Annotated in this window: 19 protein-coding genes and 1 tRNA gene; 11 read left to right on the forward strand and 9 right to left on the reverse strand. The window is 58.6% G+C overall.

From position 1 onward, the window contains the following. Positions 1-54 precede the first annotated feature (54 nt). The 6 genes from R3C19_05200 to R3C19_05225 all read right to left on the reverse strand — a co-directional run bounded on the left by R3C19_05200 (position 55) and on the right by R3C19_05225 (position 7,036). The gene (locus tag R3C19_05200; protein MEZ6059739.1) at positions 55-1,428 is read right to left on the reverse strand and encodes an NAD(P)/FAD-dependent oxidoreductase; all 1,374 of its coding nucleotides are present in this window, start codon (positions 1,426-1,428) and stop codon (positions 55-57) included. Continuing rightward, on the reverse strand, positions 1,421-2,080 hold the full coding sequence (locus tag R3C19_05205) for an acyltransferase (GenBank protein ID MEZ6059740.1): 660 nt from the start codon (positions 2,078-2,080) through the stop codon (positions 1,421-1,423). The genes R3C19_05200 and R3C19_05205 overlap by 8 nt, the downstream gene beginning before the upstream one ends. 76 nt (positions 2,081-2,156) lie before the next feature. Continuing rightward, positions 2,157-3,197 (reverse strand): Gfo/Idh/MocA family oxidoreductase, encoded by a 1,041-nt coding sequence (locus R3C19_05210; protein MEZ6059741.1) that lies wholly within the window; start codon positions 3,195-3,197, stop codon positions 2,157-2,159. 130 nt (positions 3,198-3,327) lie between these two features. Beyond that, a complete protein-coding gene (locus R3C19_05215; protein ID MEZ6059742.1) occupies positions 3,328-4,554 on the reverse strand; it encodes a DegT/DnrJ/EryC1/StrS family aminotransferase in 1,227 nt (408 codons plus the stop codon). 155 nt (positions 4,555-4,709) lie between these two features. Then, positions 4,710-6,581, reverse strand: a complete 1,872-nt coding sequence (locus R3C19_05220) for a glycosyltransferase (protein MEZ6059743.1) — start codon at positions 6,579-6,581, stop codon at positions 4,710-4,712. A 101-nt stretch (positions 6,582-6,682) separates the two neighbouring features. After that, positions 6,683-7,036: a hypothetical protein gene (locus R3C19_05225; protein ID MEZ6059744.1), complete on the reverse strand. Its 354-nt coding sequence runs from the start codon at positions 7,034-7,036 to the stop codon at positions 6,683-6,685. 42 nt (positions 7,037-7,078) lie between these two features. On the opposite strand from R3C19_05225, the gene R3C19_05230 reads away from it, so the two are divergent. Next, on the forward strand, positions 7,079-8,797 hold the full coding sequence (locus R3C19_05230) for a hypothetical protein (GenBank protein ID MEZ6059745.1): 1,719 nt from the start codon (positions 7,079-7,081) through the stop codon (positions 8,795-8,797). Positions 8,798-9,282: 485 nt separating this feature from the next. After that, a complete protein-coding gene (locus R3C19_05235) occupies positions 9,283-10,104 on the forward strand; it encodes a c-type cytochrome (GenBank protein ID MEZ6059746.1) in 822 nt (273 codons plus the stop codon). Between the two features lie 91 nt (positions 10,105-10,195). Here the strand turns inward: R3C19_05235 and R3C19_05240 are convergent, their stop codons facing one another. Further along, positions 10,196-10,585, reverse strand: coding sequence for a hypothetical protein (locus R3C19_05240; GenBank protein ID MEZ6059747.1), 390 nt, complete (start codon positions 10,583-10,585; stop codon positions 10,196-10,198). An 86-nt stretch (positions 10,586-10,671) separates the two neighbouring features. Then, complete coding sequence (ricT, locus tag R3C19_05245) at positions 10,672-11,565, reverse strand: regulatory iron-sulfur-containing complex subunit RicT (GenBank protein MEZ6059748.1); 894 nt, start codon at positions 11,563-11,565, stop codon at positions 10,672-10,674. A 678-nt stretch (positions 11,566-12,243) separates the two neighbouring features. On the opposite strand from ricT, the gene ffh reads away from it, so the two are divergent. The 7 genes from ffh to R3C19_05280 all read left to right on the forward strand — a co-directional run bounded on the left by ffh (position 12,244) and on the right by R3C19_05280 (position 17,574). Next, the gene (gene ffh / locus R3C19_05250; GenBank protein MEZ6059749.1) at positions 12,244-13,728 is read left to right on the forward strand and encodes a signal recognition particle protein; all 1,485 of its coding nucleotides are present in this window, start codon (positions 12,244-12,246) and stop codon (positions 13,726-13,728) included. 94 nt (positions 13,729-13,822) lie between these two features. Continuing rightward, on the forward strand, positions 13,823-14,191 hold the full coding sequence (gene rpsP / locus R3C19_05255; protein ID MEZ6059750.1) for a 30S ribosomal protein S16: 369 nt from the start codon (positions 13,823-13,825) through the stop codon (positions 14,189-14,191). Between the two features lie 8 nt (positions 14,192-14,199). Then, entirely contained in the window at positions 14,200-14,880 is a 681-nt protein-coding gene (gene trmD, locus R3C19_05260) for a tRNA (guanosine(37)-N1)-methyltransferase TrmD (protein MEZ6059751.1), read from the forward strand. Positions 14,881-15,323: 443 nt separating this feature from the next. Next, positions 15,324-15,710 (forward strand): 50S ribosomal protein L19, encoded by a 387-nt coding sequence (rplS, locus tag R3C19_05265; protein MEZ6059752.1) that lies wholly within the window; start codon positions 15,324-15,326, stop codon positions 15,708-15,710. After that, complete coding sequence (locus tag R3C19_05270; protein ID MEZ6059753.1) at positions 15,707-16,102, forward strand: YraN family protein; 396 nt, start codon at positions 15,707-15,709, stop codon at positions 16,100-16,102. The genes rplS and R3C19_05270 overlap by 4 nt, the downstream gene beginning before the upstream one ends. A 276-nt stretch (positions 16,103-16,378) precedes the next feature. Next, on the forward strand, positions 16,379-17,134 hold the full coding sequence (locus R3C19_05275) for a hypothetical protein (GenBank protein MEZ6059754.1): 756 nt from the start codon (positions 16,379-16,381) through the stop codon (positions 17,132-17,134). A 26-nt stretch (positions 17,135-17,160) separates the two neighbouring features. Then, on the forward strand, positions 17,161-17,574 hold the full coding sequence (locus tag R3C19_05280; protein MEZ6059755.1) for a PASTA domain-containing protein: 414 nt from the start codon (positions 17,161-17,163) through the stop codon (positions 17,572-17,574). Between the two features lie 415 nt (positions 17,575-17,989). Here R3C19_05280 and R3C19_05285 read toward each other — a convergent pair. Further along, a tRNA-Leu gene (locus R3C19_05285) sits at positions 17,990-18,075 on the reverse strand. A 461-nt stretch (positions 18,076-18,536) separates the two neighbouring features. Between R3C19_05285 and R3C19_05290 the strand changes: the two genes are divergently transcribed. Together R3C19_05290 and R3C19_05295 are read left to right on the forward strand one after the other, a co-directional pair. Further along, positions 18,537-18,749, forward strand: coding sequence for a small basic protein (locus R3C19_05290; protein ID MEZ6059756.1), 213 nt, complete (start codon positions 18,537-18,539; stop codon positions 18,747-18,749). Positions 18,750-19,015: 266 nt separating this feature from the next. Continuing rightward, entirely contained in the window at positions 19,016-20,779 is a 1,764-nt protein-coding gene (locus R3C19_05295; protein MEZ6059757.1) for a GH3 auxin-responsive promoter family protein, read from the forward strand. The last annotated feature ends 32 nt before the right edge of the window (positions 20,780-20,811 follow it).

Raw genomic sequence — 20,811 nt, forward strand, 5'->3', positions numbered from 1 at the left:
CTGGAGTTCTCGTCCGGACCGATTCAACGCACCGCCGAAAACAGTACGCAAGACTCAGCGTTCTGAAGGACACCGTGGTGCGTGTTGCCTGACAAAGTCGTTTGCGAGCCTGACGGTTTCGTTGACATTCAGTGTGCCGTTGACGATATGCGAGGAGTTCACGGCAAAGATGTTCGGTATCGACGTTGCAACCGGAGCCAGTTGCCGGGAGTAGCCGAGTGTCGGCAGCGCGAACACGTGACGGACTCGCGAAACGCGGAAGTCGACCACATCGTCCGACGAAAAATGCGGGTACATGCGTTCCAGAGCGGAAACGAATTCACTTTGAATCTCGGCGTCCGTGCGAATGAAAATGTCGTCGTCCGGGGTCGCGTAACGCGGCAGGTAGATCAGCGAATGGCCGCCCAGCTGCTGCCGGTCCACCAGCGCCGACATTTCAATTACGGCTGTGAACGGCACACGACCGTCGGTGATGTTCGTGACGTAGTAGTGAGACAGCGGCTGCTTCAGCAACAGCGACGCACAGACCAGGCCGTGATAACGAATCCCCTCATGGAGTTGTCGTTCGCGGTCGGTCAGTTGCGGCAGAACGCGCGACACGACCGGTGACGGAACAGTGGTGACAGCGCGGTCGAAGAATTCCTCGTCGCGGCGCGTTCCGACCATCACCGATCCTTCCGGCCCCGATTCGACGCTCAGAACGGGAGTCCCGCAGCGAATGTCGACGCCGGCCTGCCGAAGCTGTTCTTCAAACCGTTTCAGAATGACCGCATAGCCGCCGCGAACATAGCCGAACATCTCCTTCTTCAGCCCTGATCGCCGGGCCGCGTACATCCGCGCAATTGTTGCCCAGATGAATGCCGCCGAAGTGTCTCGCCAGCATTCTCCGAGTTTTGACCGCAGCAGCGGCAGCCACATCTTTTCAAACGTGCGGCGTCCGGAGAGCTTCGTCAGCCAGTCTTCAACGGAAATCTGCTCCAGCTTCTTCCAGTTCTTCAACCTGGAACCGTAGAAGATCGTGCCGCCGAGCCGCAGCTTGTCGATCATGCTTAGCGGAGGAAACCGGAGGAATTCCACCGTGTTGGACATCGAATACAGTTGGCCGTCGGTGAAGAAGCCGGTCTTCGTTTCGACCCACTCCATCTGGTCGTCCAGCCGCAGTTCCTTCAGCAGTTCGCGCACCAGCAGATCGGACATCAGCGTGACGTGGTAGTGCCGGTCCCACGTGATGTCACCGATGCGCCAGGAGTCAGCCAGTCCTCCGGCGTTTGTCCGAGATTCAAACAGCGTGACTCGATAGCCCTGCTGAGCAAGCCGCCAGGCAATCGTCATTCCCAGCATGCCGCCGCCTACGACGGCCCATGATCGGGAGACTCGCGACGACCGGCGTTCAGGAATTGTTGTCACAAGTTCCGCGGATTCATGCATGACGCGAAGTCTCCCGCTGAGCAACGTCATCAGACGCACCGAAGCTGCGTTCGTGGACCGTTCGCCGGCTGATAACGTACATCAGCCCGCAGTCGCAGGTGATTTCCACCGGCCGCTCATCGTCGGCTTCAAAACGGTGAATCGGCAGTCCGCAGCGGCAAACGCAGCCCACCGATCGAGCGGGACTGCCCAGCACCAGATGAAAGTCAGGCACGGATTTCGTAACGATCGAACCCATGCCGATCATCGCGAAACGACCGATCGTCAGGTCGCAGCCGATCAGGCAACCGGCACCGATCGTCGCTCCTTCGCGAACCAGAGTCGGCAGCGTGTGTTCGTCGGGATCCGAGCTGCGAAGCTGTTTCAGGTCCGATGTCGCCGCACGGGGAAAGCGGTCGTTGGTGAAGATCGTTCCCGCGCTGATCATGACGCCGTCTTCAATCGTAACGGCATTGCAGATGTACACGTTGGAATTGATTTTCACGCGGTTGCCGATCATCACGCCGTACGCAATCGTCGACTTTCCGCCGACAATGCATTCGCTGCCCAGCGTCGCATGGTGACGGATGTGGACATTGTCCCAGACACTCGTGCCGTGACCGATCTGCACGTTGTCTTCGATGATTGCGGTCGGATGAATGCGAACGGGCATGCTGAACCTCTGACCTGGATTTGACTGCAACACCAACGGAACGGGCGGACGCACCCGGCGCCCGTTGCGGTGGCCACTAAATGACCGGCTGCGGATTCTGTGAACCGATGCGGCTGCCGGGGTCACCGTCGGCCACCCGATACCAGCATTCGCCTCGCAGGGCTTCGTACGCGGCTTCAATCACGCTGACGGAAGCGATTCCGTCTTCGGCCGTGATGACCAGTTCTTCCTCACCGCGGATCGCCGCGACGAAGTTTGTCAGTTGATTCCGGAACGCGGCGACCTTGTCGTATCCATTGCCAAAGACCGTCCAGTCATTCTGACCGGCAAGCTGATACCGGGATTCCTTCCAGCCGATCAGCAGTGTCCCTTTGGAACCGTAGATACTGATGAAGTGCGGCTGGACCTTGTTCATGCTCCAGGACAGGTCGATGCTGCCCATGGCTCCGGACGCGGTGCGGGCGAACAGTCGAGCCGTGTCTTCGACGTCCAGATTCTGAATGCGCCGGCCTTCGACAACCTGCAGGTCCACGATCGAACCCAGCAGGAATCTCAGGATGTCGACGGAATGCGTGCCATTGTCAATCAGCACGCCTCCGCCGCTGATTTCCGGTTTGCTGTTCCACCGCTTCGACATGTCGACAAATCCGGCGAACGTGTTTTCAAACAGAATCACGTCACCCAGGCTGCCGGAGGCAATGATCTGTTTTGCCGTCTGAACGTCCTGAACAAACCGGAACTTCGAACCCATCGTGAACGTGACATCGCAGGCGCGGGCGGCATCCGCCATTCGTCGCGCTTCGGCCGTGGAGATCGCCAGCGGCTTTTCGCACAGCACGTTGACACCGCGGTTCATCAGCTTCACGCAGATGTCCGGATGGGTCGACGGCGGAGTACAAACGATCGCCGCGGTCGGCTGAATCTGGTCGATCATCGTTTCGACGCAGTCAAACGCTTTGCAACCGACAGTCTCGGCCAGTTCTTCAGCGGCCTGTATGCGAATGTCGGCCACTCCCAGAAGATGAAACGGCAGGCCATCGGCAAACGCCTGGGCGTACGCCTTTGAGATGCCGCCGGCACCGACAATGACGAAAGTGGGAGTCGTGGGCATGATCATGGGTCTGGTCCTGAGCAAGAGATATGTAATCGCGGCTGAGAAATGTGTACGACGGGACTCTGTTCCCGTCGCGTTTCCGATCCGACGGGATCAGAGTCCCGTCGTACGTTGCGATGCAGGAAGACGACGATTACACCAGCGCCTTTTTCGCCGTCAGAGCCGACGCGGCGTCCCGAATGTTGGTGGCCAGGTATGCGATATGTTCGTCGGTGTAGAGTTCGTTGAACGGAAGGACGAGCACATGCTGCAGTGCGTCCCAGGTGCCGACGAAACGCTCGCGGCTGTAGTCAACGGCTTCCGGGCGAGCCAGCGTGAACGGCCAGCGGCTGGTGCCGAATGTCACCTGTTCGCGAATCACCTGACATTCAAATGCCGGCTTTTGAATGTATCGCGGTGCACAGGCAATGCCCTTTTCCCGCAGCGAGGCGCCCAGTGCGACGGCACCGCCTTCGATGACTCGTTCGTCGATTCGCAGACAGTACTTCCAATACGTGTGCACGCTGTCGGGAGTCACCGCCGGTGTTTCAATGCCGGGGATTCCCAGCAGTTCCTTCGTCAGCGAATCGGCCAGCCGAACACGCGAAGCGACCACGTTTTCCAGTTTCGCAAGCTGAGCCACCGCGACGGCGCCCTGCAGTTCGCTCATCCTGTAGTTCAGCGCGACAAAGTAATGATCCGGCTTTGCATCTCCGTAACCCCACGCCTTGTTGATGTATAGGTACATGCGGCGAGCCAGAGCATCATCGTCGGTCACAACCAGTCCGCCCTCCCCAGTGGTGATGTGTTTGCCCTGCTGCAGACTGAAGCAGCCGACGGCTCCGATCGTCCCGACCATCCGATCGCGATAGCTGGACAGAAACGACTGAGCACAGTCTTCAATCACCGGAATGTTGTGCTTCTTCGCCAGTTCCATGATGGCGTCCATGTCGCACGGATTGCCGAACAGGTGAGTGACGATGATGGCTTTCGCCTTGTCACTGATGCATGCGGCAATCGTCCGGGCCGTGACGTTGTACGTGGCCGGATCGACGTCCGCGAACACAGGAATCGCGCCCTGATAAATGATCGGCGTCAGCGCTCCCATGTCCGTGATGGACGTGGTGATGATCTCGTCACCGGGTTCCGGATTAATTGCGGCGATCGCACAGTGAACGGCCGCCGTCCCGCTGCTGCAGGCAAAGGCGTGCCGGCTGCCCAGCTTTTCCGCGAAGGACGATTCCAGCTTCCTGACGAACGCGCCCTTCGTGCTGGTCAAAGTGCCGGATTCAATGCACTGCCGAAGCAGTTCCAGTTCTTCGGCTCCCAGAGTTCGGCCGGTGGAATCCTGGTCGGAAGGCAGGTTCATGAAGTCTGTCATTGTGAAAGGTCCTGATCTTGTTGCGGGCAAATGATGGTTGGAAGAAGTTGTTTGACCGGGTTGTCGGATTCACAGTCACGGGACGGGCTGTTGACGATCGCTGGCGGCCAACCGCCCGGTCTGCAAACGTGAGTCCGGTGTTGTTTGGAAAGTTCCTATCGGGACGAGGCGCCTCCTGCGATGCCGCCGGTGTTCATTCCGGCAAGTGCCTTGTTGGACTCAACACGATCCGCGATCACGTCGCTGGCGGTGGTCGCAATTTCCGGGCCGTGTCCCGTGACCTTCTGTCGCGCGATGCGAGCGAGCAGGCCCAGATGATCCCGGATGGTTCGCAGCGTCTTCATCTTCGAAAGCCCGAACAGACGCACTTCCAGCGTCGCCGGATGCTCGACGATTATTCTGCTGTGCAGGGCAAGCTGAGCGGCCAGTTCGGCAGTCCCCAGAAATCCGTTTTCCACAAGCGGAAGGTCAATGATCTGCAGCTTGCGATAGACCCGGAAACAGCTGGTCCACGTCGCCAGCGATTGATTCAACAAAACGCGGTACATCGCAGACAGGCCCCTGGACAGAACCAGCCTCCAGCCGGGAACGTTGTTCACGCGACCCAGCCGGTGGTACGGCGATGCGGTGACCATCGCGACGTCATCCGTCAGCAGCGGAAGCATGTGCTGCAGTTCCAGCGGGTCGTAGGAACAGTCGCAGTCCATCGAACACACCACCTGCGTTTCCGCATGGTCGATGCCGGTCAGGATTGCGGCGGACACTCCGCGGTTGACGTCATGACGGACGATTCGCACGTTCGACTTCTGGTGAAACAGCTCCGTCAGCGTCTCCGAAGTGCTGTCGGTGCTGCAGTCGTCGACAAACAGAAATGAAGTCTGATAGCGGGGCGAAAGAACGTTTTCGACATGCTCCAGAGTCCGCGCCAGATATGGCAGCGACGATTCTTCGTTAAAGCACGGAATCACAATCGTGACGGGAATTCGCCTGGAATCCGCCTGGCCCGACCACAGCGTTCCCGCGGTGGACCGCTGCCGAACGTTGGCAGTGGCTGAATGGCATCGGCAGTCCGCCCGAACACCACCTCGGCGAAGGGGTCGGTCCTGAAGCGAATGCAGCGGACTGTCTGCTCGCGCGGCATGATCGGCAACCGACGTGAAATTGTAGCGATTCAGGTACTCCGGAAGGATCTGCCGATACTTGCCGAGTTTTCGATAATGCCGCATTCGGGTCATGCGACCGGAAACGCTCAGCGTCGGCTGCTCGGGGTCCAGCTCCCAGATCTGAAAGTACATGACAAACGGAGCGGCTTCACTGCGGATCCGCCAGTCGATCGCCCGCTTCATCAGTTGATCGGGGAATTGCCGCAGATAGTTGCCGCCGGCGATCGGACACCAGGCTCCGGCAAACGGCAGCGTCGATAGCGGCAGTTCCAGCAGTTTTCCGGCTTCGGTGCTGACTTCATGAATCAGCCGGCGAGAGGGATCGCGGCGAAAGTCTCGACGACGCGGCATCAGGCTGGAATCGTACGTGTAGCCGGCTTTGGCAACTTCGTTCAGCAGCCACATCGAGTCACGCTTCAGCCAGCCGTCCGACAGCCGGAAACCGTTGACCGCCTGTCCGGTGATGTCTTCCAGCACGGCCTTCGAACGTCGCAGGTCGTCACGAAGCTCGTTCAGCGGTACGTTCGGCAATGGCTGATGAAGAAAACCCCGGCTCGCGACTTCGTGCCCGGCCTGGCTGATCCGGCGAATGAGTTCCGGATGCTTCTCCGCAATCCAGCCCAGCACAAAGAACGTGGCTTTCGTCTGAGTATCGCTGAACAGCGTCAGCGCCTCGTCCAGATTTCGTTCCAGCCGGGATTCGAACCGGTACCAGTGATTCGCGTTGATGTATTTTCGAAACGCAGCCACATGAAAGTAGTCTTCCACGTTGACCGTCAGCAGGTGAGCACGCGACACAGAGCCACGGTCGACCGAAGTCGACGGCCGGCTGTCGGGCGAATCTGAATGTGTGGTTGGCGACATTCCGAGTTCTGGCTCCGCTGAATTCCCGTCACGCGAACCGTCCGCACTTCGCTGGTCGGCAGATTGCGGATGAATCGCTGCGGGAATCTCTTCCCGGAAACCTAGTTCCCCTCGTCGGCGGTGCCGTTGACTTTTCGCAGAATGCCGCGATTCGGCATCAGGCAGGTTGCGAAAGTGATGCGAATGTCGCAGTGATGCCAAATCCCCCCACGTCCGGTGCTGACGGTCCTGCCGATCATGCCGTGCAGGAACGACTGCGGCGCAGGCTCCGCGTGAAACACGGTTTTGCGCCGACCGCTGGTGTGACTCCGTTTCTGTCGATAGCCTGAGCACTTCCGCTTGTCGTCGGCCGCACCGGCGCGATCCACTTCCCGCGACCGCAACACAGTCGAAGGAATTGATTGCCGACAGCCGTCGCAGATTCGCACAGCGCTGCCGTACGTCGCGGAAATCACGGCAAGACATCTTCAGGTCCAACACTGCTGTTCGAGGCTCCTATGCACATTCGATTCGCATTCGCCGCCTGCCTGCTGTTCACCTTCAACGTCACCGTCCATGCCGACGACTTCCCGGAACCAGTCAACACGCAGGCTCCGGGCGAACACCCGCCGTCGCCGAAAGAGATGCTCGACCTGTTCGAACTGCCTGACGGCTTCAACGTCACACTCTTTGCCGGAGAACCCGACGTTCAGCAGCCGATCGCGTTTGACTTCGACGACCGCGGTCGCATCTGGGTCGCGGAAAACTACACGTACAGTGCTCACGGCGAGATCGATCCCAATCTCCGCGACCGCATCATCATTTTGGAAGACAAGGACTGGGACGGACGCCACGACGTCCGCAAAGTTTTCTGGGACAAAGGCAGCATGCTGACCGGCCTGACCTGGGGATTCGGCGGACTCTGGATTCTGAACGACGGCACATTGTCATTCATACCCGACCGCGACGGCGACGACGTGCCCGACAGTGAACCGGTCGAAATGCTGAACGGCTGGACGAAGAATGCCGGCCACAATTTCGTGAACGGACTGCTGTGGGGACCGGACGGCTGGCTCTACGGTCGCCACGGCATCACCGACACGTCGTACCCGGGAACTCCCGACACGCCGAAGGAAGAACGCCCGCCGATCAACTGCGGCATCTGGCGATTCCATCCGACGAAGCACACGTTCGAAGTCGTGTGTCACGGAACCACGAATCCCTGGGGCCTGGACTACAACGAATACGGCGACTTCTTCATGTCCAACAACGTGATTGGCCACTTGTGGCATGTGATTCCCGGAGCTCACTACGAACGGATGTTCGGCCAGGACTTCAATCCTCATCTGTACGAACTGATGGGCATGTGCGCCGATCATTACCATTGGGACGAATCCGGCGGCTGGCAGAACAGCCGCGACGGCAAGGCCGAAGATCTCGGCGGAGGCCACAGTCACAGCGGCCTGATGATCTACTACGGCCAGAATTTTCCGGAGGAATACCGCGGCAAAGCCTTCATGTGCAACACTCACGGCCGCTGCATCAACGTGGACCGTTTGGAACGCAAAGGCAGCAGCTATGTGGCGAAGCACGAACCCAATTTCCTGAAGGTCAACACGCCATGGTTCCGCGGAGTGGAACTGAAATACGGCCCGGCCGGCTGCGTATACCTGAGCGACTGGTCCGACAACGGCGAATGCCACGACCACGACGGAGTGCACCGGAAGAGCGGGAGGATTTACCGGATCAGCTTCGGAACGATCGATTCTCCGTCTGGGGTGGATCTCACTGGACGATCGCCGCAATTCTCAACATGGCGTAACCGGCCATATTCGACGCCTTGCGGAGTCAGTCGACGACAGGAGTCGCGACGATGTGGCAAGGCAATTGAAACAATCGTGAATGACAGAGTATTCAGTCATTTCAGCTCAATATTCGACACTGCGCCGGCTGATGTTCATGCAGCTTATTCCGCTTACGTCGCCGGAGAGGTCAATGCGGAGCTGGCCACTGAAATGTTGCTTTCTCGCAAGGATTACATGCGTGCTCTCGCAGTACGGTTCGTTGCGGAGTCATCGGAACTGTCAGATCAGGTGGGCCGGATCCTGGTCGGTGTCGCAAAGCAGGAACGCTCGCCCCGCACGTCCTGCTCAGCCTGGCGAGCTGTTTGCAGAAGCTTGCGTTTGATTCACCCGATGACATTGACCCAGGCTGGCTACCGAGTTGCTGCAAAATAATCCTGCCACAGCCGACCTAGAGAAGAACAAGCCGTTGAGGAGAATGATCTGGTACGGCATCGAGCCCCATTGGAACAAGATCGATGGCTTTACAGATCCCAATGACTACGGACTCTTGCGCTCTGCATGCGGCGCCTGGCAAGTGAGTGGGATGCGACGTCACAGCTAGTCTCCTTTCAATTGGAATTCCGCAGCTTTACCCCGAACTTGATTACGGACGAGCAAAAGGCCGACTTTGAGGGCGCGTGGTAAGATGCGCTCACCGCCGTCTTGAAGGGAACTGGTGGCCGAACGAATCTTCAGCTGACTGAAGAAGCGGCATCGAACCTGCGCGATGCCGCGCACGGGTTTGATAACTACCGGGATCCTGAGGTTGCGCTAGCAGATGGCTGCACTGCAGAGTCGTTTTGATGATCCTGCGGCTGGCTCCGAATTACTAGCGATAGTGAAGGATCGAATGAATGAGGGTCCGCTGAGAAGTCGCGGTGAAGGCGATTGCCGAATCTCGCAACGCAGACGCAGTACCAGTCTTCCTGTCTCTTCTCAACGACCGTGCCGTGTACGTCGACGTCGCCCGCGCACTTGCTGCGTTTGATGATCCGCGAATCCCCGATGAGCTTCTGAAACGCTGGGACAATCTGCGGCATGGAGCCCAGGAAGCGGCGACCGATACTCTGGTGAGTCGCAGGTCGTATGCTGCGGAATTTTCGAAGGCCATCGATGACGGTCGAGTCGACGCGTCGGTGCTGACGGCCGCTCAGGTGCGGCAACTGCTCGCTTTCAATGACCCTGAAATAACGCACGTCGTTGAACAGCACTGGGGCGTCATCAATGATTCGTCCGAAGCGAAATCCGCTGCGATTGCATCGTGGAAAGACAAGCTGACCGAGGAAAGTCTGGCCGAAGCCGATCTGGAAAACGGAGCAGCACTATTCAAGAAGACTTGCGCCAACTGCCACAAGCTGTACGGCGAGGGTGAAAAGATCGGCCCGGATCTGACGGGCGGCAATCGAGCCAACATGGACTACCTGCTGGGCAATGTCATCGATCCCAGTGCCGAGGTGCCGCGGCAGTTCACCACGTCCGTCATCATCCTGAAGTCCGGCCGAGTCATCACCGGCGTGGTCATCGGCGAGACGGAGAGCACCGTCACGGTCCAGACCGACAAGGAACAGATGGTCATCGCGGTCGACGACATCGAAGAGCGGACTCGCACGTACAAGTCGCTGATGCCGGACGGCCTGCTGGATTCGCTGACACCCGACCAGGTGCGCGATCTGGTCGCGTTCGTGAGGCAGCGTCGGTAGCCAATCCACGCGCCGATGCATCACGCGCGATTCGGATGCGGCGTGGCGCGCTCGAAAAACCACACCGTACGCTCGGCGCGCTGAGAACGAACTACCTTGCCTTCAGCGCGGTGCTGGTATCGATGTCGTAGTGTTCGAGAAACGTGGTGCGGAAGTCGAAGACGTCGACAAAGTCAGAAAGCTGGTCGTCGTCGGTCTTTCGCATTTCGCCGGCTTCGATCAGTTCGAACACGATGCGTCCGAAGTCTTCCGTGCAGTGAACTCCCCAATTGGCAAACACGGAGGAAGCCATCAAGCCATAATGCTGAAGCCCCAGAGCACGAACACCTTCCAGCAATTCCCGGCCGCTGACGTGTCCGGTCTGGCAGTCAGTTCGATCACGACCGAGATGTTCCTGTGCGTACCGCAGACCGGCGAAGACAAACTGATAGGCGTTGGCGTGATAACTGCGCGACTGTGTCTTCTTACGAACGATGGGCATCGAAGGACTCACGTGATCGAAACGAACGTTGCGAAAAAACACCAGTTGTTGAAATAGTACAACGGCACCCCGCCGTACTGAAGCGTCTATTCGCCATTTTGATTCGGATCGGCGGCAGGTTTGTCCCTGCTTCCGCGATTGCCGCGCGAAACGACTGTGACGATTTCGGATTCGTCCGTCAGCACGCGGCGACCATCTTCATAGCTGACAAGCAGTTTTCTTGACAACAGCTCCTGCGACAGAACACGTCCCTGTCCGGCCTTTGTCACGACGACGGCACCGGCCTTCGGCAGTTCCTTCCGATGAGCTTCGTACGTGTCGTATTCGTACCGCAGACAGCATTTCAGACGTCCGCAGCGGCCGGAAATCTTGTTCGGGTCCAGCGTGGCCTTCTGCAGCTTGGCCATCTTCATCGACACCGGCGGCATCTCGCTCAGGTGCGTGTTACAGCAGACCGGCTTTCCGCAGTCTCCGTAATCGGCAAGAAGTTTCGCTTCGTCACGAACGCCAATCTGCCGCATTTCAATGCGAGTGTTAAACTCCCGCGCCATTCCCTTAACCAGATCGCGAAAGTCGACGCGCTGTTCGGCAAGGTAGTAGAAGATGATTCGTTCGCCGCCGAATACCTGTTCGATGTCGACAAGCTGCATCTGCATTCGGCGCTCGTTGATCATTCGCTGAGCTTCGCGGAACGAAGTTTTCTCGCGATCCGCCACTTCTTCCAGCGACCGGCGATCTTCGTCCGACGCCATTCTGAGTATCCGGCCCGACCGCGCGCCGGAACCAAGGTACTCGCGAGTTCTCGCGTCTGCATCGCGCAGCACAGTTCCCCATTCAACGCCGCGATCCGTCTTGACGATCACTTCGTCGCCGCGTCGGATGGGTTGATTTCGCTTTGCGGCGAATTCCCCCAGATGCCGCATCGCACCGTACCGCACGACGAATTTCGCCGGCTCAACTTCCTGCTCGGGCACGGACATCGATGTGGACTCTTGCTGGGACGAAAGAGAAACCGGGCATCACCCGGCGAAAAACCAATTCTCGCGAGGTCGCCTCAAAAAACAGGGCCAGCGACAAGAGAACGTCCGCATCAACATCGACCGTGGCACTGCTTCCAGCCGATGGCGGCTCTGTTTTCGGAGGCACGCCGGAGTATAGGCCGTTGCGGACACCCGTGAGAAGCCAGCCGACGTCTTCCGGTGTTTCCGGTGCGGCACCGCAGCGTTTCAGCGTTTCGCCGCCGGACTTGGTGTCTGGACGGACAACTTGTGCCGCCGCGTGCGTGCGGGAAACTGCCTCCCGGACCTTTTCAAAGCCGGCGCTGCCACGGCGAATCAGTGGCCTGATTCCAGAGTGCGTTGAACCGACTCGGCACTACGCATGCGGTCATTTCTCCGCAAGAACGAGACGCGGCGACAATCCGCAGCGGGGCGTCCATAAACGCAACGGACGGCTTGTCAGGTAGTTACGTCAACGATATTATCCCGCTTCACTTTTCGCGGGGGCACGTTGCGTACTCGGTCCGTTGCTGTATACGGCCGTCGAAAAATCGCGCAACCTGGCTTCTGAAAATGCTTTGCGAACTGATCCTTCACCGGCAAGTGACGCGATCAAATCGGTAGTCGCGGGCGAGAGCGTTATCATCCGGGTTCGGGTTCGTGTTCGAAGGTATCACACAAGGTCTGACGTCTGCCTTTTCGGCTTTTCGGGGAACCGGGAAGATCACGGAAAGCAACATTCGCGACGGCATGAAGCAGGTCCGCACGGCTCTGCTGGAAGCCGACGTGGCCTATGATGTCGCGCAGGACTTTGTCAGGCGGATCACCGAGCAGGCCGTCGGAGAACGGGTGCTGAAATCGCTGCGGCCGGATCAGCAGATCGTGGGGATCGTCCACGAGGGCCTGATCGATCTCATGGGCCCCGTCGATCATTCGCTGGCCGTGAAGCGCGACGGCGTCAGCATCATCATGATGTGCGGCCTGCAGGGAAGCGGCAAAACCACAACTTGCGGAAAGCTTGCCAGGAAGCTCAAAGAAGCCGGTCATCCGCCCATGCTGGTGGCGGCCGACCTGCAGCGCCCGGCGGCCATTGAACAACTGAAGGTCATCGGTCAGCAGGTGGGCTGCCCGGTGTATGCCGAAGATCCGGCGAAAAGCGACCCGGTCCAGGTCTGCCGCAACGGCGTGCGTCAGGCGAAAGAACTGGGTGCAAAAGTCGTGATCCTGGATACCGCCGGCCGGCTTGGTATCGATGAAGCCCTGATGGACGAACTGAAGCGGATCGACAGCCGCGTCAGTCCGGACCAGTGCCTGTTTGTCTGTGACGCAATGACCGGTCAGGACGCCGTCAACAGCGCCAGGGCTTTCAACGAAGCCCTGGAACTGGACGGCGTCATTCTGACAAAACTGGACGGTGATACTCGCGGCGGCGCGGCGCTTAGCGTTAAGGCGGTCACCGGCGTACCGATCAAATTCATCGGCGTGGGGGAACAGCTTGACCGGCTGGAAGAATTCCATCCCGATCGCATGTCCGGACGCATTCTGGGCATGGGCGATGTGCTGTCGCTGGTCGAAAAGGCACAGCAGGAATTCGATGAAGAGGAAATGCTTACCCAGCAGCAGAAGATGCTGGAAGGCAAGTTCACTCTGGATGATTTCCGCAAGCAGATGCGGCAGATCAAGAAGCTGGGGTCCATGCGGGAAGTCATGAAGATGATTCCCGGCATGAACAAACTGGTCGATCAAATGGGCGACCTGAATCCCGAAGACGACATGCGACGCATTGAAGGCATCATCAATTCGATGACGCTGGATGAGCGCAATAACCCGGACCGGATCGACCGCAGTCGTCGCAACCGCATCGCCAGCGGAAGCGGCGTCCAGCCGGCGGACGTCAACAAGCTGCTCAAGGACTTCCAGGCCATGGGCAAGCTGATGCAGGACATGTCCGGCATGGGAATGCGGGACCGAATGCGGACCGTCCGGCAGATGGCGGACGGAGGCATGCTGGACCCGAATGCCAATCTGAAGGAACGAAAGATTCGCAGCAAACGCGGCCCGACCGACCTGGACGCTCTGCGGGAAAAGCGAAAGAAACAGCGCAAGGACGCAAAGAAACAGAAGAAGAAGAATCGCCGGAAATAGTCAAAGAAATTCCCGGGAAAGCCCCCTGGCGTGCATGGGATGATTCGCGGAACAAGGGCGAACATGGTGTTGTTTACTAACTTCAGGAGTTGAAATGGCAGTACGAATTCGAATGAAGAAGATGGGCAGAAAGCACCGCCCGTTTTACCGCATCTGCATCATGGATCAGCGGCGGGCACGTGACGGCAAGGCAATCGAAGAGGTCGGGTTCTACGACACGTCTGTTGCCGACAAGGCCAAGCGCGTCAGCCTGAACATGGAACGCGTCGACTACTGGCTGTCGGTGGGTGCTCAGCCGTCAGAAAAGGTGAACGCCCTGATCCAAAAGGTTAAGAAGGGCAGGTTCGGAGTTGCAAAGGCACCACCGCCGATGCAGGCCCCGAAACCTCCGGAACCCGCGGCCGAAGCATCGGCGGAAACAGAGGAGACGACCGAATCGACAGAAGAGGCCTCCGCTGAATAGCCACGGTCATGCGTTTCGATGTTCTGACATTGTTCCCGGAACTGTTCGACAGCTACCTTGAACAGAGTCTGCTGAAAAAAGCCATCGAACGCGGACTGGTTGAAGTCTGTCGGCACAACTTTCGGGAGTTTGCTCCCGGAAAGCACCGCCACGTCGACGACAAACCCTTTGGTGGCGGTCCGGGAATGCTGATCATGTGTCAGCCGGTCTTCGACTGCGTCGAGGCCGTGCAGGTTCAGCAGGAACAGCCGGGCCGACTGGTGATGATGAGTCCGCAGGGCCGGACTCTGAATCAACCGCTGGTGGAAGAGCTGGCTCAGGAACAGCGGCTGGTGATACTGTGCGGGCGTTACGAAGGATTCGATGAACGGATTCGCGAAGGATTGCAACCCCTGGAAATTTCCGCGGGAGACTTCATCTGCAATGGCGGAGAAGTGCCCGCTATGCTGCTGATCGATGCAGTCATCCGCCTGATTCCGGACGTCCTGGGCGACGAGACCAGCAGCCGATACGATTCATTCAGCAGGGCCGGACTGCTGGAACATCCTCAATACACGCGGCCGCGCGAGTATCGGGGAATGTCAGTGCCGGATGTTCTGTTGAGCGGCAACCACGAAGCCATTGCTGCATGGCAGCATGAACAGAGCTTGAAACGAACGGCAGAACGGCGTTCCGATCTGCTGAAATGAAGTAAGTACCGTTGCGGTGTCGATTCGATGGTCTGTCAGGCGTCAAATGATGTGTGAGAATGTGCGATCGACGACTCGGGAAGGCGAGGCTCCCGCCGAGCCGCGTGTGCCACAGGACTTCCCTATCCGCAGCGGCTCGGCGAGTGTCTCGCCCTCCCGAATCGCGCGCAATGAAAACGATCGCTCAATCCATCAATACTCGACTCACAAAGCACTGAAACCCCTGACAAAATCTTCCGGGCTCCGACCGGCACAGGTCCGTTGGTCCCCGGTGCCCATGTCGCGCCGTGCGCAAAGCCGCATCGGCCTGCGTCGCAATGCCGATACCTCCGAAAGCTGCAGACATCCAGGCCGGACATCGTGATTCCGGAAATCGATCAGTCTGAAGTCTGTGTGACTTCAGTCAAAGAAACAACATCCTGTCAACGAAAGGAACTCGAACCATGAGACACAAACTTCTGGACCTGGCCGAAAAATCCAGTCTTCGGGAAGACGAACTGAATTTCTCCATTGGCGATACAGTTGACGTTCACACGCGAATTCTGGAAGGCTCGAAGGAGCGAATTCAGGTATTCTCAGGCGTTGTGATCGCTCGCCGCGGCCACGGCGCAAGCGAAATGTTCACCGTGCGGCGTATTGTCGCCGGCGAAGGTGTGGAACGCATTTTCCCGGTCAACACTCCAAAGATCGCGAAGATCGAAGTCCTTCGTCACGGCCGAGTCCGGCGCGCGAAGCTGTACTATCTGCGTGAACGCACCGGCAAGTCGACTCGCCTTCGGGAACGCAAGCCGAAAGCATGGGAAGTCGACACGGGTGCCAGGAACGGATGAAGCGTTTTCTGCACAAGCTGCTGGGCGATCGTGGTGAACGCGAAGCGGCGCGGTTTCTGAAGAAGCAGGGGCTGAAAATCCTGGGCCAGCAGTACCGTGACCGTTCGGGCGAAATCGACATTATCGCTCTGGACGGTTCGCAGATCGTATTCGTGGAAGTCAAGACTCGCCGGACGGCCGACAACGGGCAGCCGTTTGAGGCCGTCAACCGGCAGAAACAGCAGAAACTCACGCGGCTGGCTCTGGCATGGCTGAAAAAACATCGCCGTCTGGAACATTCCGCCCGCTTTGACGTGGTATCCATCATCTGGCCGGAAGATCAGTCTGCGCCAGTGGTTGAGCACTTTCGGAACGCATTCGAAGCGATCGGCCAGGGGCAGTTTTTCAGCTAGAGACGCCGCCGCTCCGGCCGGTACAGCACACCGAAGCTGTTCGTAATCAGGAGGTTGCAGCAAGCGATCCGTTTCCGCCGCCCGGAACCTGCCGGCACCGGAATCGGTCTGGCGGCAAATGTCGCCAGCAACTATAAGCCCTCCGCCTTGAATCGGACCGGAGTCGATTGCGCCAAACGGTCGCGCCAGTGCCGGGTGACGAGGATTGTCGTCCAAAGCTGATGTTCTCCGGATTCGATTTGCAGATTCAGAAAACTAGCCATCGGAAGGAGTCCGATGTTCGGGTCACCTAAAGTTCGTTTGCTGGCGGTCGCTGCTGCCGGTGTCATTTCGTCCGGATTCGCAGGGCATGCCGTCGCTCAGGGTCAGCCCGGACGTGCGGTTATCGCCAACGCCGCCAATCAGGCCACGACAGCGGAAATCGATCCGGTTCTCTGGGACCTGCTGGAGTACTGGTCGAAGAGCAGTCAGGAAATCCGCAAGCTGCAGGGAAAACACCTGCGGCGCGTGTACGACTATACGTTTGAAGTGGAGCAGGACACCGAAGGAAACTTCTACTACGAAGCTCCCGATAAGGGCCGCATCGATGTTCATCCGATCGAGATTACACGGCAAATGGTGAAGGATCGGGAGGAAGGCAAGATCCCCTCCAAACGCGGCCGGGCGGGCCAGCCGTTTAAGCTGGAGAAAGGACAGTCGGAACGCTGGATCTGCGATGGAGAAAAGATCTTCGATATTGACGATGAGCGAAAAGAGGCCACGGTCGTTCAGTTGCCTCCGCAACTGCAGGGGGCCAACATCATGAACAGTCCGCTGCCGTTTCTGTTCGGGCTGCCGCCGAAAAACGCGGTGGAACGATTCTCTCTCAGCTTCTCTCCCGGCAGAGATGGCAGTCCGCAGGTCTTCAAACGCGGCGATCGCTACGCACACATTCGTGCCGAACCAAAGCTGCAGCAGGACCAGGCCAACTGGAGCCGGGCAGATATCATTCTTGACGTGCAGACATTTCTGCCCGCACACGTGCGACTTTGATCGATCCTGCCGGGACAAAGGAGACCGTGTACAGTTTCACGGACATGAAAAAGAACCCGCTCACCATCCCATTTCTCTGGGACAGGGATTGGTTTCGCCCGGACTTGGGACCGTACAACGTCGATGTGATGAAGCCCGGCCAGGCGGCCGCTCAGAAACCCCAGAGCAACAACGCGCCCGCGCAGGCCGCAAATCCCGGTCAGCAACCACAGGCACTCGTCGTACCGGATTTAAGAGGAATGGCGCATACTGACGCCACAAAGCAACTGCAGGCACTTGGAGTCGACGTGCAGAAGGATGTCAAGTACTTCAAGGGCGGCCCCGCAACGCGAGCCGTCGACACACACCGCATTCGCAACCAGGAGCCAAAGCCGGGAACTCCGCTGGAACCGGGAATGAGAGTGTCCCTGCAGGTCTGGGAAGCACCGGCCGTTAAATAGTGCAACTGGCCAAACTTCCGGCAGTTTCCAGCGACACGATCTGGCGTCGGTGGAATCGCGACCCGCCTGCTCCGCGACATCCTGCCGCCCCGCCCACACATCGCTTCGCCTGTGCGATCTCCCCCGATGCTGCACTGGGAAAGATGAATGCACAGACACTGCACCGCGCAAGACCGCCTGGTGCTGAGTCAGCATTCCCCGGACGACATCCTCAGCTTGACGAACCGCCATTCCGCCGGGAGTTGATGTCATTGTCAGAATCCTGAATCGCCATTCCGACGACGACGTGCCCAGGTGTCGTGAACGTCTGACGCTCGAATCCGCAGCTTCAGAATCCAGAAGATCCCAATGCCGCTGACCGTGAACGTGGCGTTGCCCGATCCGCCATTCGAGTCATGATGCGGTGTTCCTCCAATGGCCCAGGCGGGACTTGAACCCGCACGTCTCATTCGAGACCCGGGATTTTAAGTCCCGTGCGTCTGCCGATTCCGCCACTGGGCCGGGCGAAGGTCTGGTCATGCAGTATTGACGACACCTTGGATTTCAGTACAGGAACCGGTGAAACGCAATCCGCCCCCGAGACTGCCGGTTCTCCGACAGGTATAGGACTTTGTGAAACCTCATGCAACCTGGTGTCACAACGGACTTCGGAGACTCCTGACAATGCAGGATCGGTCTGCTGAATGTTGTCGTCGGGCGTTTGGCGGGGCGGATTTGCAGGCAACGTCGGTATCGGGAAACCAGACACACGCGGCGTCAGGAGGGTCGGGCAGGCAGAGAATTTCAGCGAAATATACCCCGAGCGGGGCAAATTGAGGTATTCTGGCTCGCGGCATGAAAAGGTGCGAAAAGTATCAGCGTTCGCCGCGGCCAGTATAAACACGTCGCAGCGCAGTTGAGAAATGCACTGTCGGTCGATAAACTCCCGCGTTCGCCAAAATCGCCAACCGGAGTCTGATGACGTGTCCATTGACAAATCTCTGAAAAAACCGAGCGGTATGGTCCGCTCACGCAACGTCCTTAAACGCGGTGAACGCATCCTTCAACTGATGTCTGAAGATCGCTGGAGTGATGGCCGCAGCCCGCTCGGACTTCCGAAAGTCCGTATTCGACAGGTTGTCACCGGCAAGAAGAAAAAGAAGTCCAAGGACGACGGCGACGACGCAGGCAAGTAGGCCCGAAGTTTCGGCGTTGCGTTGGCGGTTGTTTCTCGCGAGATTTCGGCGACACCAGGGATGTCGGAGTTCGTGCCGGTTGCGCGGACAATCCTGCGGCCGTGGTCGGCAGGAATTGCGTGACTTCGGACGATCGCCGGGGCAAAAGTCGCACTGCGGCGCAGCTCTGCGCGAAACCAGGGGCGATTGGGATATCGGTGATCTGCCGAGATTCGGCAGAATGGGAGGATATTGGTTCACGGAGGTCTTCGGATTCATCCTGGAACTTGTCCGCTCATCAGCCGGGTGCCGCGTTCGGTATGGCAGAGATTCCCATTCGAAACAAGCTTCGAGCGGTGCTGGGCGGGGCATTTCGTCGTCGTCTGGATCGCCAGCGTCAGATGTTTCTGTGGCAGGCGAAGTCACTCTGCCGGGAGACTCAGCACCGCGTTTTGCAGGGATTGCTGGAGCTGAATGCCGACAGTCAGTTTTCCCGCGACTTCGGACTTCGACCGGGGCTATGTCTTCAAGACTTTCAGTCTCGGCTGGACATTTCCGACTACGATCGCGTCGCTCCGTACGTTGATCGAATGAAGGTCGGAGATCATCGGGCGCTGCTGGGCCGTCGCAATCGGTTGTTGATGTATGCCGTCACAAGCGGTACGACGTCGGATTCGAAACTGATTCCGATTACGGACCGGTTCGTCGCGGACTATCGGCGGGGCTGGCAGCATTGGGGAGTGGCGGCACACATGCAGCGTCCTCAGCTTCGGCACCTGAACATGGCTCAGATCACCAGCAGCCATCGACGGTTCCATACTCCGGACGGCACTCCCTGCGGCAACATCAGCGGTTTGGTTGCTGAGATGCAGCGACCGATTGTTCGCCGATTGTACAGCATCCCGGCCCATGTCGCTCACCTGAACGACGCGGACGCCAAACGTTATGCTGTCTCCTGGTTCGCACTGGCTGATCCGTGGGTTGGCATGTTCATCACGGCAAACCCCGGAACGCTGCTGCACCTTTGCCAGTTCTTCAATGACAACGCGGATCGCCTGATTCGGGATATTTCTGACGGAACAATTCGCTGCCAGGGATTGTCGAAAAGTGAACAGGCAACGCTGAAACGCCTGCTGAAGCGACGGCCGGCAAGGGCTCGCGAACTTCACAGGATTCTGAATGAACACGGTGCGCTGAAGCCCACGGAATGCTGGAAGGCGCTGCACACACTGGGCGTCTGGAGTGGCGGCAGTGCTCGAGCCTATCTGACGCAGCTTCGGCATGTGTACGGCGATGTACCAATTCGAGATCACGGACTGCATGCCAGCGAAGGCCGGATGACGAGTCCGGTTGACGATGGAACGCCGGCCGGAATCCTTGACATTCAGTCGCACTTTTTTGAGTTCGTTCCGGTTGAATACGGCGAAATCGCGAGTCCCGATGTCCTGGAAGCTCACGAACTGCAGTACGGCCGCGACTATTTCATTCTGCTGACAACCTCATCGGGGCTTTATCGATACAACATCCGCGACGTAGTCCGATGCGTGGGCTACTATGGCACGACGCCGCTGCTGGAGTTCCGTCATAAGGGCGCCCACATTTCCAGCATCGCCGGGGAAAAGATCGCGGAGTCCCAGGTTGTGGATGCCGTTGAGCGTGCCTGTCGTCATCAGGAGGTTCTGCTGCAGCAGTTCACGCTGACTCCCGAATGGGGAACTCCGCCGCGATACACACTGTTCGTGCAGCCTCGCAGTTTAAACGGGTCGCCACCGGCTTCGCTGTTGCAGGATCTTTCACGCGAAGTCGACCGGCTGCTGCGGCAGGCGAACTGCGAATACGAAGAGAAACGAGGTACCCGGCGGCTGGGATCGGTCGAAACATGCGTGGTGCCCGACCATCACTGGGACGCATTCATGGCGCAACGTATCAGCCGCGCCGGAGGCAGTGTCGAACAATATAAGCACCCGTGCCTGCTGCCCGATCCTCACTTTGAACGGCTGTTTCTGACAATGTCCCGGCCGGTGTCCCGTGCCATTGGCGAAGAAGTGTAGTTCTGGCCGGCATGTGTCACCTGCAAAGCCCG

It is taken from the genome of Planctomycetaceae bacterium (assembly GCA_041398785.1).
Taxonomy (GTDB): Bacteria; Planctomycetota; Planctomycetia; order Planctomycetales; family Planctomycetaceae; genus JAWKUA01.

Excerpts from the sequence above, each read along its gene's own strand:
- R3C19_05200 (MEZ6059739.1), bottom strand. The coding sequence starts at position 1,428 with ATGCATGAATCCGCGGAACTTGTGACAACAATTCCTGAACGCCGGTCG.
- R3C19_05205 (MEZ6059740.1), bottom strand. The coding sequence starts at position 2,080 with ATGCCCGTTCGCATTCATCCGACCGCAATCATCGAAGACAACGTGCAG.
- R3C19_05210 (MEZ6059741.1), bottom strand. The coding sequence starts at position 3,197 with ATGATCATGCCCACGACTCCCACTTTCGTCATTGTCGGTGCCGGCGGC.
- R3C19_05215 (MEZ6059742.1), bottom strand. The coding sequence starts at position 4,554 with ATGACAGACTTCATGAACCTGCCTTCCGACCAGGATTCCACCGGCCGA.
- R3C19_05220 (MEZ6059743.1), bottom strand. The coding sequence starts at position 6,581 with ATGTCGCCAACCACACATTCAGATTCGCCCGACAGCCGGCCGTCGACT.
- R3C19_05230 (MEZ6059745.1), top strand. The coding sequence starts at position 7,079 with ATGCACATTCGATTCGCATTCGCCGCCTGCCTGCTGTTCACCTTCAAC.
- R3C19_05240 (MEZ6059747.1), bottom strand. The coding sequence starts at position 10,585 with ATGCCCATCGTTCGTAAGAAGACACAGTCGCGCAGTTATCACGCCAAC.
- ricT (MEZ6059748.1), bottom strand. The coding sequence starts at position 11,565 with ATGTCCGTGCCCGAGCAGGAAGTTGAGCCGGCGAAATTCGTCGTGCGG.
- rpsP (MEZ6059750.1), top strand. The coding sequence starts at position 13,823 with ATGGCAGTACGAATTCGAATGAAGAAGATGGGCAGAAAGCACCGCCCG.
- trmD (MEZ6059751.1), top strand. The coding sequence starts at position 14,200 with ATGCGTTTCGATGTTCTGACATTGTTCCCGGAACTGTTCGACAGCTAC.
- rplS (MEZ6059752.1), top strand. The coding sequence starts at position 15,324 with ATGAGACACAAACTTCTGGACCTGGCCGAAAAATCCAGTCTTCGGGAA.
- R3C19_05270 (MEZ6059753.1), top strand. The coding sequence starts at position 15,707 with ATGAAGCGTTTTCTGCACAAGCTGCTGGGCGATCGTGGTGAACGCGAA.
- R3C19_05275 (MEZ6059754.1), top strand. The coding sequence starts at position 16,379 with ATGTTCGGGTCACCTAAAGTTCGTTTGCTGGCGGTCGCTGCTGCCGGT.